The 13885-nt window shown below is 42.8% G+C and carries 12 protein-coding genes and 1 pseudogene; 3 read left to right on the plus strand and 10 right to left on the minus strand.

Annotated elements, in window-relative coordinates; translation table 11 throughout:
* Nucleotides 1-99, plus strand: a pseudogene (locus MiAbW_RS05365) (IS630 family transposase); the annotation flags it as partial.
* A 123-nt stretch (nucleotides 100-222) separates the two neighbouring features.
* Nucleotides 223-1461 (plus strand): lipid-A-disaccharide synthase, encoded by a 1239-nt coding sequence (locus MiAbW_RS05370; RefSeq protein ID WP_151695242.1) that lies wholly within the window; start codon nucleotides 223-225, stop codon nucleotides 1459-1461.
* 12 nt (nucleotides 1462-1473) lie between these two features.
* On the opposite strand, the gene dnaG is transcribed toward MiAbW_RS05370, so the two are convergent.
* The 4 genes from dnaG to MiAbW_RS05390 form a co-directional block, all read right to left on the minus strand.
* Nucleotides 1474-3378, minus strand: a complete 1905-nt coding sequence (dnaG, locus tag MiAbW_RS05375; protein ID WP_151695243.1) for a DNA primase — start codon at nucleotides 3376-3378, stop codon at nucleotides 1474-1476.
* 402 nt (nucleotides 3379-3780) lie between these two features.
* Nucleotides 3781-4905: a beta-ketoacyl-ACP synthase gene (locus MiAbW_RS05380; protein ID WP_151695244.1), complete on the minus strand. Its 1125-nt coding sequence runs from the start codon at nucleotides 4903-4905 to the stop codon at nucleotides 3781-3783.
* Nucleotides 4906-4996: 91 nt separating this feature from the next.
* Nucleotides 4997-5734: a peptidylprolyl isomerase gene (locus tag MiAbW_RS05385; RefSeq protein ID WP_151695245.1), complete on the minus strand. Its 738-nt coding sequence runs from the start codon at nucleotides 5732-5734 to the stop codon at nucleotides 4997-4999.
* A 28-nt stretch (nucleotides 5735-5762) separates the two neighbouring features.
* The gene (locus MiAbW_RS05390) at nucleotides 5763-6329 is read right to left on the minus strand and encodes a photosystem I assembly protein Ycf4 (RefSeq protein ID WP_151695246.1); all 567 of its coding nucleotides are present in this window, start codon (nucleotides 6327-6329) and stop codon (nucleotides 5763-5765) included.
* A gap of 555 nt (nucleotides 6330-6884) precedes the next feature.
* On the opposite strand from MiAbW_RS05390, the gene MiAbW_RS05400 reads away from it, so the two are divergent.
* Nucleotides 6885-8036: an NAD-dependent epimerase/dehydratase family protein gene (locus tag MiAbW_RS05400; protein ID WP_151695247.1), complete on the plus strand. Its 1152-nt coding sequence runs from the start codon at nucleotides 6885-6887 to the stop codon at nucleotides 8034-8036.
* A 101-nt stretch (nucleotides 8037-8137) separates the two neighbouring features.
* On the opposite strand, the gene MiAbW_RS05405 is transcribed toward MiAbW_RS05400, so the two are convergent.
* From MiAbW_RS05405 to hpsL, 6 genes are all read right to left on the minus strand, one after another.
* Nucleotides 8138-8638, minus strand: coding sequence for a Spy/CpxP family protein refolding chaperone (locus MiAbW_RS05405; protein ID WP_151695248.1), 501 nt, complete (start codon nucleotides 8636-8638; stop codon nucleotides 8138-8140).
* A gap of 20 nt (nucleotides 8639-8658) precedes the next feature.
* Complete coding sequence (locus MiAbW_RS05410; RefSeq protein WP_151695249.1) at nucleotides 8659-9033, minus strand: hypothetical protein; 375 nt, start codon at nucleotides 9031-9033, stop codon at nucleotides 8659-8661.
* Nucleotides 9033-9617, minus strand: coding sequence for a sigma-70 family RNA polymerase sigma factor (locus MiAbW_RS05415; protein WP_151695250.1), 585 nt, complete (start codon nucleotides 9615-9617; stop codon nucleotides 9033-9035). The genes MiAbW_RS05410 and MiAbW_RS05415 overlap by 1 nt, the downstream gene beginning before the upstream one ends.
* A gap of 230 nt (nucleotides 9618-9847) precedes the next feature.
* Nucleotides 9848-11017: a hormogonium polysaccharide biosynthesis glycosyltransferase HpsO gene (hpsO, locus tag MiAbW_RS05420; RefSeq protein WP_151695251.1), complete on the minus strand. Its 1170-nt coding sequence runs from the start codon at nucleotides 11015-11017 to the stop codon at nucleotides 9848-9850.
* Complete coding sequence (hpsN, locus tag MiAbW_RS05425; RefSeq protein ID WP_151695252.1) at nucleotides 11014-12009, minus strand: hormogonium polysaccharide biosynthesis glycosyltransferase HpsN; 996 nt, start codon at nucleotides 12007-12009, stop codon at nucleotides 11014-11016. The genes hpsO and hpsN overlap by 4 nt, the downstream gene beginning before the upstream one ends.
* Before the next feature lie 114 nt (nucleotides 12010-12123).
* Nucleotides 12124-13851, minus strand: a complete 1728-nt coding sequence (gene hpsL / locus MiAbW_RS05430; protein WP_151695253.1) for a hormogonium polysaccharide biosynthesis protein HpsL — start codon at nucleotides 13849-13851, stop codon at nucleotides 12124-12126.
* Between the last annotated feature and the right edge of the window lie 34 nt (nucleotides 13852-13885).

A 13885-nucleotide genomic window follows, 5' to 3' on the forward strand; every position in this document is an offset into this window, starting at 1 on the left:
GATATCGAACATGATTTTAGTGCATTAAAGAGGGCAAGAATGTATGCTCCTGTGGGGACACCCCTTGATGAAATTATTCGTACTTATTGTGTCGCCTAGTGTCTCGTTCTTATTTGAAATAACTATAATTACACATATCTAACCACTCCTTGCATGAGTGCCTTTTGCCTTTTGCCTTTTGCCTATCCTAACCAAGACATTAATTTTGCACGACTACTTATCATGTTTGATTCTCCAGTTGATCTTCTCATTCTCTCCAATGGTCCGGGAGAAATATCTACATGGGTGCGTCCAGTTGTCAAGAGATTGCGACAAAACTTAACAGAAGATCGATCGCTGTTGCGGATTTCGGTGATTCTTTCCCCTTGTACTCATTCTATGGGGGCGGAAACGGCAGTAGTTAGGAAATATCCAGAGGTCGATCGAGTCCAGTCGCCAGAAAACTTCTTTAATTTTCTTTTCTGGGGAAAAACCGCCGATAATTGGGATTGGCACCCCAAGGGCATCGTTTTATTTTTAGGAGGCGATCAATTTTTTGCCCTCACCATCGGTAAACGTTTGGCTTATCGCACCGTTATCTATGCGGAATGGGAAGCGCGTTGGTATCGGGGGATCGATCGCTTTGCCGTGATGAATACAAGTGTATTAAATAATATCCCCCAACAATATCAGCATAAATTTACCGTTATCGGCGATTTAATGGTGGATTTGCCCACTGCTATCACCCCCGATGACACTACCTTAATTGCACTCCTCCCGGGTTCCAAACCCTCGAAATTAGCCCAGGGTGTACCCCTAACCCTAACCATTGCCGAAAAGATACACGAGCAGGATCCCCAGACTAAATTCTTAATTCCCGTCGCTCCTACCCTAAATTTAGCGTATTTGGCGAAATTTGCCGATCCTAGCTATAATCCGATGATCACTAAAACCGGTTGGAGTGCTGCCCAATTAAAAAACGGCGAAAAACCCTATCTAGAAACAGCGAAGGGGGTAAAAGTTGACCTAATTACCGATTTTCCCGCCCATAACCAGCTTTCTCGCTGTCATTTAGCTTTAACGACGGTGGGTGCTAATACTGCCGAATTAGGGGCGCTGGCAATCCCGATGATTATTTTACTACCGACTCAGCAACTAGACGCGATGCGGACTTGGGACGGTTTACCCGGTTTATTAGCCCAACTGCCAGGGGTGGGTTCTTTATTTGCTAAGATAATTAATCTCTATATGTTGCGGAAAAAGCGTTTATATGCTTGGCCAAATATTTGGGCCGGTGCCGAAATTGTTCCAGAATTATTAGGGGAATTACAACCAGAGGAAGTGGCAAATATAGCTAGATCCTGGTTAGAAAATCCCGAACAATTAGAGGCTATCCGGCAAAAATTGCGGGCAGTGCGCGGACAAGCAGGAGCAGTGGATAAGTTAGTATCTATTATTGTCGAACAATTGTCTAGTTTCTAAGCAATTAGATAATTAAGCTTGTTGGTAGTGAGGATCAATGTCAATTAATTTATTAACAGTTTGATAGAATTCCTGCTGATAAAATTCCCGTTGATTGCTGTCGAGGGAATTAATTAATTGTTCTTGACAGTAACGACGATATTCCATTAAACTAATTTTTTCCATAGCTATAATAGCATCTTTAATTTGTTCTTCTGGCTGCAAAATTTGCTGACTGGTATGTTCATTTAAGTGAAATAAAGAATTAAAATCACGATTTTTGTCCGTGGTGATTATCAATAAATGATTCTGTAAAGCTGACATCAAATCTCTTGGTTTAGTAATTTGGGTTTCTAACTCTAGAATTACTTGCCATAACCAACGATAATCAGGGACATTAAAAATTAAATCTTTTTCATCCAAAAGTTCACAAATGAGCCTCCGATATTCGGGAGAATGGAGATAGATTAATAATAGTAACCATTCGGCTTTTTCTGTGCCATTTTTTTCGGATTTATCTAAGGTATTTTTACTCTTAATTGCCAGAGATTTTCCTTGAGGTTTATTAACCTGTTTAGAGAGATTTTTTAAAATATAAGGCAAACGAGTAGCATCTTTTTGAGCCAAAATCTCAGCACAATAATCTAGATAAAAAGTCCGTTGATTGCCATCGATTAACTTTTGCAGTAAACTCACCATACTACTAGACACTTGTTGAAAATGTAATCCCTGTTTTAAATCTTTATTAACCAACATTTGCGAGATTTGCCAATCAATCCAAAAAGGAGATTTTTCGATTAGTTCTCGATAAATACCGGCGGTGAGCTTGTCGAATCCGTTCACCCCGTCAGCACGAGATTTAAGAAATTCATCGGCATCTTTACCATCGGGAAGATTGAGGATTTTTAGGTTAACTTGTCCTGAATAAACTAGGGAGTTAATTTCCTCGATCGCCCGTTGTGTTGCTTTAATTCCCGCTTGATCGGCATCAAAATTAAAGATTATTTGTTTACTTTCACTGTAGCGCAAAAGTAATTTAATTTGCTCTTGACTTAAAGCTGTTCCTAAACAGGCAACCACATTAGTAATACCAGCAGCATGGAGAGCGATCGCATCAAAATAACCCTCCACAACTATCGCTAAATCCTGCTGAATAATTGTCTGTTTAGCTCGATCGAGAGCAAAGAGAGTTTTTCCTTTTTCAAATAGAGGAGTATCGGGAGAATTTAGATACTTTGGTTGTTCATTACCTAAACTGCGACTACCAAAAGCGATCGCTCGTCCTTGACTATCAAAAATAGGAATCATTAAACGATCTCGAAATTGATCGTAATAACCACTACCATTTTGACGCGCTTTAATTAATCCTGCTTGTGCCACTAAAGCCACAGGATAGCGCTTTTGTTCCACTAAATAACGATAGAGCGTTTCCCAACCTTCCGGAGAATATCCCAGTTGAAAAGCTGCGATAGTTTCTGTGGTTAGTTGTCGTTGTACCTTGAGATAATCTAACGCTTTTTCCCCTTGAGGTTGACTAAGGGCGTGTTGATAAAAACTCACCGCCACGGCCATTATTTCGTATAATTGTTCCTTGAGTGATAATTGCTGTTCTAATTCCTGACGCTGTTCTACTGCTAGAGTTTTAATCGGAATTTGATACCTTCTAGCAAGCTCGAAAACCACTTCACTAAAAGATTGTTTCCCCACTTCCATGAAAAATTTAATCCCGTTTCCCCCCGCACCACAGCCAAAACAGTAATACATTTGTTTGGCAGGACTAACCGTAAAACTAGGAGATTTTTCCTCGTGAAAAGGACATAAACCGACGTATTCCATTCCCCTTTTTTTGAGGACGACTCTCTCGGAAATTAAATCCACAATATCAATTCTTTGTTTAACTTCTTCGATCGTATCCGGATGTAGTCGCGGTGTATCCATAATCAGTTATCAGTTATCAGTTATCAGTTATCAGTTACCAGTTATCAGTTATCAGTTACCAGGAGATTTGCTTTTATTTATTCTCCCCGTCTCCCCCTTTGTTTACCGATCGCTGATCACTGAAAAATCTCCCCAACACCTAGCACCCCCACTAATACCCTTTTTGACTCCTAGAAATTCGCACCCATAAGTAATAAGAAAGGACTTGACTTTGCCGGCGGCTTGTGCTATGCTTTTCTAATAATGGAAATCTGTGCAAATTTTGCTAATTTCAAAGATTCCTATTATGAATAAAATCCTTTAAAAATATTATTTCAAAATCTCCCGACAAAAGCAAGCAAAATTTTGCCAATAATTGTTAAGTTTTGTTAAAAATGCAGAGACGGGCAAGGAAAGAACTGATTACTGATTACCGAAAAACTTCCCCACTGCGATGGCGGCATTTTGTCCTCCGAAACCGAAACTAAGACAGAGACAATTGTGCGGAGAAAAATTAACAGCCGATCTAATTAAATTTAATTGAAAAGGCGACTCGCGCACACCGACACAGGGGGGAATTAGCTGATTTTTCAGGGCCATTAAACAAAAAGCCACACCTAACGCCCCCGAAGCCCCTAAAGTGTGTCCTGTTGCCCCTTTTGTCGAGCTTACAGCCACTTGCGAGCCAAAAATGCTGGCGATCAGGTTTGCCTCCCGTTCATCGTTTAAACGGGTGCTAGTGCCGTGGGCGTGAATGTAATTAATTTCATCTTTTCTTAATTGACTTCTGTGCAAACATAGTTCTATCGCTTTGGTAGCACTACGATTATCCACCGCCGGGGCGCTAACATGAGCGGCATCACAGCTAAAACCATAGCCCAAAATTTGCCCGTAGATGGAGGCATTTCTGCTTAAAGCCAATTCTTCCGATTCAAGGACTAAAATCGCCCCTCCTTCGCCCAAAACCAAGCCCTCCCTAGCTCTATCAAAAGGATAACAGCCCGTTTTCGCCAAAGCTCCCATCTGTTCAAATCCCACCAAAGTTAAGGGAGTGATCGGAGTTTCGATCGCCCCGACTAAAACTCGATCGCATTCTCCCATTTTGATTAATTCTATACCCTGAGCGATCGACCAGATGCCCGTGGCACAGGCCGCCATGGGTGCTAAGACTGGGGCGCCGGTTTCTATAATTCTAGCGGTCAATACCGAGGCGCGATCGGGTAAACTATCTAACCAGTTTTCTACTATTCCCGTCGCTGCCATCCGTTCCCATAAACCCTGACAACCGCGACTAGAACCGATAGTGACAGCACAATCCTCTAAGGGAGGCGTTAACTTCGCGTCTTCAAGGGCGGCAATCAGGGCAATTTTGGTTAAATCCTCTAAAAATGCGGGTTTGTGACCGATTAAACCCAAGGGTAAAGCGGGTAAATCAGAAAAGGGTTGTTGCCTAGTTATACCAGTTTTTCCCTCTAGTAATCTTTGCCAACTCTGACTTAAATTTCCCAGAGAACTGATCAACCCAATTCCCGTCACTACAACATTCATTTATCAGTTATCAGTTATCGGAATATTAAATGATTGGGTGGGTTAGGGGGACGATAATTTAATCTTCCCCCTAACCCACCCTAACCGATCGCTATTTTTTCAGATTTTCTGCACCAGAAATAACTTTGGCCGAGTCAATTTTATCCCCTTGTTTAATCGTATCAATCACTTCCATTCCCTTAGTGACATAACCAAAAACGGCATAATCACCATCGAGGAAATTGATATCCGACAGGGCAAAATAAAACTGAGAAGAAGCGGAATTAGGTTGTTGAGAACGGGCCATCGCGATCGCACCGCGTTTATGGGGTAAAGCGACGATAGGAGTGCGGGCCGTGGCCTGTTGACCGATTGCTTTCCCATAAATCGGCTCTTTTTCGTCTTTAAGGAGAATTTCTAGGGGAACATAACGAGATTGCTTGGTTTTTGGATCGACAAAACCACCAGTTCCGCGACCCTGGGGATCACCACCTTGGGCGACAAAAGGCTGCGGTTCTGTAACCACGCGATGGAAAGTTAAACCATTATAAAAACCTCTCTCCACCAGATCCACAAAGTTACCGGCAGTAATTGGGGCCGCATTGCCATCAATTTCGATCGTTACCGGTTTACCTTTAATAATCATCTCGACCACGGCAGTTCCATCTAAGCGGGGTTTGTAATTATCCATGTTGACACTGCCCGAACTGGCAGATTGAGAGGTTTGGGTGATACTAGAATTATCGGGGGTGGAATTAGCTTCTTGGGAAGAACAGCCGAAAAGTGTCGTCGTTGCGATCAAAAAAACACAAACTACAGACAACCACCAAGATTTTCTTATCTTCATCATTTTATAGCCAAAAAGAGCGAAAAAAGACCTACAATCCCTCTAGAGGAATTTCCAGAAAACGAGCGAGTTCCGCCCCTTGATTTTCCAATTCCGAGAGGGACATCGGATCACCGACGCGAGTTAAAGGGATATCGCGACGCTGTTTAATCCGCAGGAATAGTTCCCGTTTCGGGTTGAGTCCTTCTCGCACCTCGGCCCGCACAGCTTGCACATCTTCAAGAGGCCAATCGAGATCAATGCGACGATTTTTGCCAGGGTAGCCCCAACGAAAGATTTTAACTTTGCCGGTTTCCTTATTAAACTCGTTGTAACCACCCCCGACATTCCAGAGGAGAGATAACCAGAGATAGGTGGCTAAAAGCGTCCCCGCAGTGCCATAAAAGAGGAGGGCGACTCCTTGTGGAATAAATTGTAAGGAACTGGTATCGCTAACGAGAAGTAGATTGACCTTCAAATAACTGGAAAGACCAGCGAGGAGAAACCCTAGACCGCCAATAGAGACGATTACAGCCCAAAAATAGTTACTAGGGCGACGGGAACCCACTACTTCTTGCCGTAGGATTAGGCTATCTTTACTTGTTGTTTGCGCTTTCATGAATTGTTTTTAAGGTTGCCTAGAGTCATTTTACCAGCTTTTTTCTCCCCACTCCCCCGCTCCCCTCCTCCCTACTCCCCACCTGACAGGTGTAGGTATTTTACAACTAGGGTAATAGAACCCAGAAGAAAACCAGAAATCTGACATCAGGATTTGAGGTGGAGAGTTTTTCTTAAGACAGTGTGTTGGGGGGAAGTGGCGACAAATTGGGTTCAGGAAATTGATTTTCTGCTTCTCCACCCATCATAACCATCCAGAGAGTGGCTACATAGCTAACCAAAGGCGTTCGGCTGCTCAACAGCTTAGATGCTCTGAAACTATGCACGACCACTGCTTGAGATCTTTGTTTTTCAGCATTGCCTTTCACGATGCTCCTCCAAATCTCTAGCTTGATTTTCTCACCTTAAGTGTGTGACTGCTCACCTCTTTTTAATAAACCTACACCTGTCAGGGACCCCATCACCCCCGCTATGTTCACGCAGATTAAGTTGGTAAAGGGTGACACAAAACTGCTAGAGTTACCAAAGACGAGTATATAAACTTTACAGATATTGTATGAGAGTTTTGGTTATTGGCGGAGACGGCTATTGTGGTTGGGCAACGGCACTCCATCTATCAAATAGAGGTTACGAAGTAGGCATACTTGATAGTTTAGTTCGTCGCTATTGGGACTTACAATTAGGCTGCGATACCTTAACACCGATCGCACCCATATCTCATCGGATTCAACGCTGGCAAGATCTGACAGGAAAATCGATCGATCTTTTTGTCGGGGATATTAATGACTACGACTTTTTGATTCAATCCCTACGACAGTTTCAACCAGACACCATTGTTCACTTCGGAGAACAGAGATCTGCACCCTTCTCCATGATCGATCGCGAACACGCAGTTTTAACCCAAGTTAACAACGTGGTTGGCAATTTAAACATCCTCTACGCGATGAAAGAGGAATTTCCCGACGCACACCTAGTGAAACTGGGAACCATGGGTGAGTATGGCACACCGAATATAGATATTGAAGAAGGCTACATCACGATCGAACATAACGGTCGCACGGATACTTTACCCTATCCCAAACAGCCCGGTAGTATGTACCATCTCAGCAAAGTCCACGATAGCCATAATATCCATTTTGCCTGTCGGATGTGGGGTTTAAAAGCTACAGATCTCAATCAAGGGGTGGTTTATGGAGTCCTCACCGAAGAGACGGGAATAGATGAGATGTTGATTAACCGTCTCGATTACGATGGGGTTTTTGGTACTGCTTTAAACCGTTTTTGTATTCAAGCGGCGATCGGTCATCCCCTAACAGTGTACGGTAAAGGAGGCCAAACGCGAGGATTTTTAGATATACGCGATACCGTGGGTTGTTTGGAATTAGCGATCGCAAATCCCGCTCAATCGGGGGAATTCCGCGTTTTTAACCAATTTACTGAACTGTTTAGCGTCGGTGACTTGGCACTGATGGTGAAAAAAGCTGGCTCTGCGTTAGGGTTAAATGTGGAGATTAACAATCTTGACAACCCGCGCATCGAGTTAGAGGAACATTATTTTAACGCTAAAAACACAAAATTACTCGATCTAGGCCTACAACCTCACTATCTCTCCGATTCTCTCCTCGATTCCCTCCTAAACTTCGCCACCAAGTATAAAAATCGGGTAGATATGAATCATATCCTACCAAAAGTCACTTGGAAACGATAATTTATCAGTCAATGATAAGTTGAGGATGGGCAAGTAACCCATCCTTTCCGTTTTTCTAATGTATCGCCATCAAACTCGATCTTAATCCGCACTGATGGGAATTATTGTCGTCCGCAATTGGGGGAATTAGGGCAACGTTCCCGCATTAACTGGGAAAATTCCGTTCTTTGAGCGGGAGTTAACACTTGGCGAATTTCCAAAAAACTCTCAAATTGCAGGTTACTCATTTCTTGGCGATTGCGAGAGATTTGCTGATGTTTAGCACGGATATCTCGATCGGAGGCATTATTCGATAATAAACTATTTAATTCTTGTTCGTTGCTTCTCATGGTTTCTCGCAATTTTTGCATTTGTCCCCGGTATTTCTGACGAATAGCGGCAACTTTTGACTTTTGGTCATCGCTAAGGTTCAATTGTTCGATTAGTCTTTCTCTAGAATTATCCACCCGATGGGGACGACTCTCGGGACGCTGGGGAGAGCTAGTTTGAGCAATAAATAGACCATCTTGGGGATAGGATAGCACAGGGGCAGTTGATACTAGGTTAGCCGCCAGAGTTAAAGCCATGGTTGTGCCGAGAATCGAGACAGTAGAAAGGGACATAATTGACCTCCACAAAGAAATTAAGGATTATAGGTAGAATAGGTGAGTTGAGGCTCGTTTAAGGTCATCCAAGGCGAACTATAAACGCTAGGAGCAGCAATCGGTGCAGCGATGCTATGGTTCCAACTCTCCACTAAAAAAGCTTCTAACTCCTCGTCAGAAATTTGGCCCAGTTGTGGATGAGGATGAGACCAACGATAGGAAGCAAAAATCAGCACAGATAAGGCAGTAATACCAGTTATCCACCTCAATAAAGGCGGCAATTTTGGGCAAGTTACCGGCCTTTCTCCCCTAATCATTTGCATTAATTGTTCTTCTTCATCTATCGGTCGAGGTGGCAGCGATGGACGATAGCGACGCATAAAATTAACTACTTTGTCATCTTCTGGGGACATTAGAGAACTCCTTGTTTTTGCAAAAATTGACCCATGGTTTTACGCGCATAATGAAGACGTGATTTCACCGTACCGAGAGGAATTTCTAAGATTTGGGCGATTTCCTTTTGGGGTAAGTCCTCTAGATCGTGAAGGACAAGGACAGCGCGATGTTCTAAACTGAGAATTTCTAACCCTTGTCGGACCACCTCCTCATAATGCAATTGCATCAAATCGGGACTATCTTGGGGACGGGATTCGCTATCAAGGGACTTTTCCTGATCAGTGCTTTTGGCGATCCTCATTTGTCTTTTGGCTAATTGTCGCCGACCATCGATCGCCACATTGCAAGTGATCCGATAAACCCAAGTGGAAAAGTATTCAGGTGAACGCAATTTCGGCAACCCGCGCCACACCCTTAAAAATACCTCTTGGACAAAATCCTCTAGGAATTCCTGTCCACAGAGTTGATAGAGAGTAGAGCGGATTTTTGGTTGATAAAGACGGTAAAGGTGACGAAAAGCACCCCTATCACCCTTTTGACACTTTAAGATTAACTCTCGATCGCTCACACTTGTTTGCTTCTCGGTTATCACCTCGATCATTCACGTCACCCCTAGCTGCTTGTCCCTTTAGACTAGGGGGTGTCAAGAATGGTTCATAACCAGTTATCAGTTATCAGTTATCAGTTATCAGTTATCAGTTATCAGTGATTCAGTTATCAGTTATCAGTTGTAAGTTATCAGCTTTTTTCTCCCCATCACCCCACTTCCCCACTTCCCCATCTCCCCACTTCCCCATCTCCCCACACCCCACACCCCACACCCCACTTCCATCACCGAGAGAGCAATTGTTGATAGAAATCCAATTGTTTTTGAGCGAGGGCTTTATTAGTATAATTGGTCATTACTCTCTGATAACCCCTCTGGCCTAATTCAAGAGCGAAGCTGGGATTATCTAAGAGAGTTTGTATAGATTTAGCCAGTGCCTCCCCATCTTTTTCGGGAAAAATTAAACCCGTATCAGCAATAACAAAGGGAATTTCTCCCGAATCAGAACCAATAACAGGAACCTGACAGGCCATAGCTTCAATTAAAACATGACCGAATTGTTCTTTCCAACCCACAGCAGTTAAAGTTTTGACCCGATAGGTGATTTCTGAAGGCAAAACTAAAGTGTTCATCAGGTTAATATAATTAACTACTTGATCGTGGGGAACACTTTCCACTATCATCAAGCGATCGCCTATTCCTGCGGCTGTAGCTTCGCCGATTATTTTATCTTTCAGGATGCCCCGACCTAACAATAATAACTTCCACTTACCTGTTAATTTAGTTACAGCTTTAATCAGCGTTAGAATGCCTTTCTCTTCCACAAAACGACCGACAAAGCCAATCACAAATTCATCGGTTTCAATGCCTAAAGATCGAGCTAAATCAGGTTGCTTGCTGGGGGAAAAAAGGACTTCATCCACTCCTAATTGTGGTAAAACGGTGTATTTACCCCTGTAACCCCGTTCTTTTAACACATCTACCCCATCCTGATTACCAGCGATTAAACCATCGGTATTTTTCAGGTTATAAGCTTCTAACCAAGAGATGGGAAATTTAGGAGTATAGGGAAGATTCCACCAAGTAAAAAATATATTTTTAGCCCGGAGATTTAAGAGACGATTCAGAGTAATAAATTGGGCATATCCGAGAGATTTAGAACCCTGTTCCACTTGAATAATATCGGGTTTAAACTTTTTTAATAAAGAAACTATATCAACACCAAAAGTTAATAAAGCTTGGTTATTTTGGCTAAAATTAGAGATAGGAATGACTTGGAAATTATCGGATATTTTCGGTTGACTTTCAATGATTTTATTTTGGACTCCTCCCGGTTGCCAACGTTGGGGAACAACAATAGTAACCTCAATATTGGGATTTAATCTTGTCAGGGCGCGCAGTTTCTCACAGTTGAGATCAACGACATAAGTATGACTAGCGACTAAAATTCTCATAGATTATCTAGTTTTGTATAAATTTGACCATCATTCCAGAGGGACTTTACTTGAGTTTTCAGAGCATCCAGAAAACCTAAACTATAAAAAATTCCCCTAGAAAGGATTTTAATCGGGGAACCACCTTTATTACAGGGAGGATTGCCAAGAACGTGACAATCAAATAATTTAGCATAGAGTCGCAATTGTTGAGCGGGAGTGAGATTTTTCAGGGCCATCAGAAAGTGATTATGATAAAAAGTCGTCTGATAACTCAAAGAACGAGTGCTAATATCATGACAGCCGCCGGTTTCTTCCCCTAAATGAATCAGATAAGCCGTGGGATCGTACCAGACATGATAGGGAGTCGAGCGTAATCTTAAGCAAAAATCCGATTCCTCGCGCACGGCACTGCCGCGAAAGCGTTCATCGAACCAAATGCCGTATTTAGTGAATATATCCCTTCTAAAAGACATATTACAGCCCCTAGCCGAGATTACCTGCTGGGGTTTAGTGGTGTGAACAAGATCGATGTAATACCACGCAATGCCGGGATCCATGGCTTGGGGGGGTAAAAAGTCGATTTCGTAGGGTTTGCCGGTATCTGTCACCATTTTTTGGGAGTCACCCAATTTCATGCGATCGAATACCCGACCGGCCACTACACCTATCTCAGGGTTCTTGACAAAATTCTCACTATGTGCTTTGAGATAATTATCTGGTAGCCGCACATCATCATCGATAAAAAGAACGATATCGCCCAGGGCGCGACGGACTCCATAATTTCTCGCACCAGGTAAACTCGCCCAATCCAGGCGATACCAGCTAATTTTCTGCTGATTAGCCAGATTTTCTAGATAGGATTGTATGGCGGGGCTGTGGGTAGCGGTTTGGTCGATAACTAACACCTCAAAGTCGGGGTAATCTTGTTTGAGCAGGTCATCGAGGGTATCTTTAAGAGGCTCTTCGCGTCGATAGGTGGGTATGATGACAGAAATAGAGGGAAAATTCATAGCAGGGAATGGGGGAATGGGGGAATGGGGGAATGGGGGAATGGGGGAATGGGGGAATGGGGGAATTTCCACTAAAACCCCAAAACCCAACCACTAACACCCAGCACCCACATTTCAGGCTAAAGAAATACTCTTGCGTTTAAAATTTAAGCTCTTTTTGGAGGATGTTGTTTCGGTTTCTCCCGCTAGAATTTTGGCTTCTTGTTCCTGTTTTTCGATAACGGGTAATTTAAAAATTACGCCTGCGAATATCCAGTAATAAACGCCGACAGGATCCGTATCGAGGGCATACCAATAGGGAAGATAGGCAACAAAGACCAGGAAAACCCAATAACTACCGGCAAAACCTCGCAGAGTCGGATCTTTGAGGGAACGATAGGTGCGGAAGGCCAGATAAAGTAGATGGGTCATGAATATCATGTACAAGGCAAAACCAATGTACCCCAACTCGAATAAAAGTTTACTGTGATAGGTTTCCAGAAAGTATATATCACCGAAAACCCGAGCAGAAGCCGTGGCCACACCAAGTCCACGACCTAAAATACCGCCCTGATTACGGATAGCAATATCCAACTGTTCTTGAACAAAAAGGGTGGGGGGGCTGTTTTGCCAACGGCCGATGGCACTATCGTAGCGTTGTTGGACAAAATCGGGGTTAAGGAAAGAAAAACCGATAGCTAGGAGTAAAGCGGCGGCAAAAATAATCGGCAAAAATCGTTTTAAGTTAGCGATTTGTCCCGTAAGAATCGTCATCAGACCAATAATCATCGGTACAGCAAAGAAAGCTAATCTTTGCCCAGAGATCACTGCATTAATAACAACTAGGGTTAAACCCACTAGGGCTACTAGCCGCCATTTTTGGGAAGTTTCACTAAAAGCACTGGTATAACAAATCACGGCACTAGAGACCAAAAACCAAGCCCAGTGCCAGGGAGAAACAAAGGTACCAGGTAAACGGATCATATTCACTTCCGGACTATACACTAATGCCCCACCGACCAAACACCTTGCATCTAAGTGGGCTTTGAATAGTAAATCAGCCACAAGGCCTCTAGTTCCTTCACAACGACCGGTTTTCAGCATCCAGTATTGCATTAGTCCTAGAACGCAACAAATAATCACTAAAGTCACTAAAAGACGACTAAAAAATAATAGGGTTGGTTTATCTTTAATTAAGTAATAAGTGCAGAAGATTAAGGGTATATAACCCAGCAAAATTTTAAATCCTAATAGTCCTTGCAGAAAAGGCTCACTGTCTCGACAGGGAATTCCGAGCAAACGGCCACCTCTAAACATAGTCATCCCAGCGACGGAATCGCAAGTAGGCGGCAATTGTTTCTGTAAATTGACGACTAATAGACAGACTATACAGAAAGCCAGGATTAATAATAGGGTTGTACCTAATTGTTTCGGGACAATAATCGGTAATTGCTTTTTTCGACATTCCAAAACTAAGGCGATTAAAGCGGGTAGATAAAAGATATCTTTACTGATCTGGAGGATTTGACTACCTCCCAACCAATAGACAAAAGTGCCAACGAAGGGGACATAGATAATAAATGCCCAAAGAGCCATGCGAGGATAGATAAAGGAGAAAACTCCTAAAATCAAGGCTAAACTTACTGCAGCTCCTATCTTGGCATCAAATAATAAGCCGAGGGGTAATCCGAGCAAAATTGCTACACAAATAGCAAAAACAATCAACCCCGTTAACTTTTGTTTCTTTTGCTTTTCTTCTTTTTTGAGGGCAAGTCTCTCTTGGATGCTAAGCGGGGGACTATCAGCTTTTGTTTGGCCTTGTTTATTCCTTTTTTTCTGGCGATCGATACTTAGTCCGGTCATAATTATCCCTTGCTACGCTAGACTAAGGGCATTA

This window comes from Microcystis aeruginosa NIES-4325, from assembly GCF_008974145.1.
Taxonomy (GTDB): Bacteria; Cyanobacteriota; Cyanobacteriia; order Cyanobacteriales; family Microcystaceae; genus Microcystis; species Microcystis aeruginosa_G.

Excerpts from the sequence above, each read along its gene's own strand:
- MiAbW_RS05405 (WP_151695248.1), bottom strand. The coding sequence starts at position 8,638 with ATGTCCCTTTCTACTGTCTCGATTCTCGGCACAACCATGGCTTTAACT.
- MiAbW_RS05410 (WP_151695249.1), bottom strand. The coding sequence starts at position 9,033 with ATGTCCCCAGAAGATGACAAAGTAGTTAATTTTATGCGTCGCTATCGT.
- MiAbW_RS05380 (WP_151695244.1), bottom strand. The coding sequence starts at position 4,905 with ATGAATGTTGTAGTGACGGGAATTGGGTTGATCAGTTCTCTGGGAAAT.
- MiAbW_RS05385 (WP_151695245.1), bottom strand. The coding sequence starts at position 5,734 with ATGATGAAGATAAGAAAATCTTGGTGGTTGTCTGTAGTTTGTGTTTTT.
- hpsO (WP_151695251.1), bottom strand. The coding sequence starts at position 11,017 with ATGAGAATTTTAGTCGCTAGTCATACTTATGTCGTTGATCTCAACTGT.
- MiAbW_RS05390 (WP_151695246.1), bottom strand. The coding sequence starts at position 6,329 with ATGAAAGCGCAAACAACAAGTAAAGATAGCCTAATCCTACGGCAAGAA.
- MiAbW_RS05415 (WP_151695250.1), bottom strand. The coding sequence starts at position 9,617 with ATGATCGAGGTGATAACCGAGAAGCAAACAAGTGTGAGCGATCGAGAG.
- MiAbW_RS05400 (WP_151695247.1), top strand. The coding sequence starts at position 6,885 with ATGAGAGTTTTGGTTATTGGCGGAGACGGCTATTGTGGTTGGGCAACG.
- hpsL (WP_151695253.1), bottom strand. The coding sequence starts at position 13,851 with ATGACCGGACTAAGTATCGATCGCCAGAAAAAAAGGAATAAACAAGGC.
- MiAbW_RS05370 (WP_151695242.1), top strand. The coding sequence starts at position 223 with ATGTTTGATTCTCCAGTTGATCTTCTCATTCTCTCCAATGGTCCGGGA.
- dnaG (WP_151695243.1), bottom strand. The coding sequence starts at position 3,378 with ATGGATACACCGCGACTACATCCGGATACGATCGAAGAAGTTAAACAA.
- hpsN (WP_151695252.1), bottom strand. The coding sequence starts at position 12,009 with ATGAATTTTCCCTCTATTTCTGTCATCATACCCACCTATCGACGCGAA.